The sequence below is a fragment of the Terriglobus sp. YAF25 genome, assembly GCF_052113305.1.
GTDB lineage: Bacteria > Acidobacteriota > Terriglobia > Terriglobales > Acidobacteriaceae > Terriglobus.
On the sequence record NZ_JBFRCY010000737.1, the window covers coordinates 1 to 2,224 of the forward strand.

1 protein-coding gene and 1 pseudogene are annotated in these 2,224 nt (G+C 57.8%); one reads left to right on the top strand and one right to left on the bottom strand.

Features of this window, described 5'->3' with window-relative positions; all coding sequences use genetic code 11:
- Positions 1–357: pseudogene (locus tag AB4043_RS23080) on the top strand (xylose isomerase); the annotation flags it as partial.
- A 65-nt stretch (positions 358–422) separates the two neighbouring features.
- On the opposite strand, the gene AB4043_RS23085 reads toward AB4043_RS23080, so the two are convergent.
- Positions 423–2,090: an acido-empty-quinoprotein group A gene (locus tag AB4043_RS23085; RefSeq protein ID WP_442299721.1), complete on the bottom strand. Its 1,668-nt coding sequence runs from the start codon at positions 2,088–2,090 to the stop codon at positions 423–425.
- Positions 2,091–2,224 lie beyond the last annotated feature (134 nt).

A 2,224-nucleotide genomic window follows, 5' to 3' on the forward strand; every position in this document is an offset into this window, starting at 1 on the left:
CAGGTGGGTGTGAAGGTAACGCTTGAGAACCACTGGGGGCTTACCGCCAATCCCATCAACATCCGGACCATCATCGAAGAGGTAAACAATCCCTACTGCGAGGCCTCACCGGACTTCTGCAACTGGGAACACAAGTACCTGCTCTATCACGCACTGGAAGACCTGGCGCCCTATGCGCACACGACCTGCCATGCCAAGTTCTGGGACCGCTGGGGACAACCCGATGTGCAGCGGAACGTGCGCATTATGCTGAACAACAATTACATCGGTGTCTTTGCCCTGGAGTACGAGGATGGCCCATGGGACGGCATCGAAGGCGCAAAGTATCTCTATCATGAGGTCATGGCCGCGCTGTAGAGAATGGTTCACAAATAAGAAGGCGCGCCCAGATTAGGCGCGCCTTCTTCGTTTCATGCATCGGTCTACTTCAGTTCGAACGCATACACCGTGTCTCCTACCGCGGAGATAACGTACTGATGTCCGTCGAGCTCAAAGGTTTGCGGAGCGTTAGATACAGCGCCGATGCGTGTGCTCCACAACGGATTGCCATTGGCAGCATCGAAGGCAACCAGGCTGCCTGAGCCGTCACCGGTGAAGACAAGACCTCCGGCCGTCGCGAGCAGGCCTCCTCCGCCAAAGCCAGTCCCATAGAGCTTGCGGCGCCAGCGTGGCTGGCCAGTCTTGTAGTCGATACCAAGCACRTAGCTGCCGGTAGATCCCATGGCAACTTCTTCCTTACCACCGAGGCCCATCGCGCCACGAGGATCAGGATCAGTGAGATAGGCCATCGAGTAGCTATCGACGTGGTACTGGTAGAAAAGACCTGTCTGCGGCGAGAAGGCAGGCGGCTGCCAGTTGACCGTGCCTCCTGAGGCAGGCGAGATCAGTGCTCCGCCAATCGAGGCGTCCTTCGCGGGATTTGTCTTCGGGCCGCCCTTCTCGGTGTAGCCTTCGGCCCAGTTTGTTGCATCGCTCAACTTTCTGGTCAGCAGATGCTCTCCGGTCACGCGATCGAGTACGAAGAAGTAGCCGTTACGGGAAGCAGTCATCACCAGCTTGCGCTCGCGGCCCTTGAACTTACCATTCACCAGCACCGGAACCTGTGCGGAGTCGTAGTCGTGTGTATCATGCGGCGAAGTGGAGTAATTCCACTTCAGCTTGCCGGTATCCACGTCCAGGGCAACCAGCGAACAGGTATAGAGGTTATCGCCATCTCCGCGAAGACCGGTCTGCCAGGAAGGCGTGGGATTGCCGGTTCCGAGGATATAGAGATTGGTCTCAGGATCGTAGGCGCCGGCGACCCATGTTCCACCACCGCCATGACGTGCAGCGTCAAGGTTCTTCCAGGTATCGAGTCCGGGATCGCCAGGGTTCTGCGGCGTGACGTACCAGGTCCACTGCAGGTCGCCTGTCTCGGGATCGTATGACTTCAGGAACATGGGGGCATCAATGTCATTGCCCACACCGGCGAGCACATGGTTTTTGATGATGGTAGGCGCGGGGGTAGAGAAGTAGCCGCCTTCGACGTTGGCGATCTTGCGATGCCAGCGCTCTTTCCCGGTCTTGGCTTCGAGCGAGACGAGATAGTTGTCCGGCGTCTCGAAGAAGACGTAGTCATGCCACAGGGCAACACCGCGATTGCCGATGTGTGTGCCGCCGCGAGTCTTCCAGAAGTAGTGCCACAGTACTTCGCCGCTTCGAGCGTCTACAGCCCAGACATTGTCTGGCATCGTGACATAGAGCACTCCGTTGTTCTCCAGGAAGGTGCCCTTAATCGAACCGCCGCGCGCACTGCGCTGCTCTGTACCTTCTCCTCCCACAACGACCGGTGCGTTGACGCGGCTGTAGCCGGTCAACGGCGCCGGCTCATTCCCAGGCACCATCTTGGCGATCCAGGCAAGGCCGAGGTTTTTCACGGTCTTGCGATTTACCGAGGTCAGCGAGCTATAGCGCTTCGAGGTGTAATCACCGTTGTAGGTGAGCCATGAATCCTTGAGCGGACGCATCAGGTCCTCATGCGAGACGGACTGTGCATGCGATAGAGGGCCGAGCAGGAGCGCCGCAGTAAACGAGAAGATCCGAAGCTTCATCACTTGAGTGTCACCAGGTATGCGGTTACGTCGTGAATATCTTTGTCGGTGTACGTCGGAAGCAGGTTGCGATGAGCCTCTAATGGATCATGCACCTCGACTTTGGTCTGCGATGTGCGGCGAACGGTTTGTAG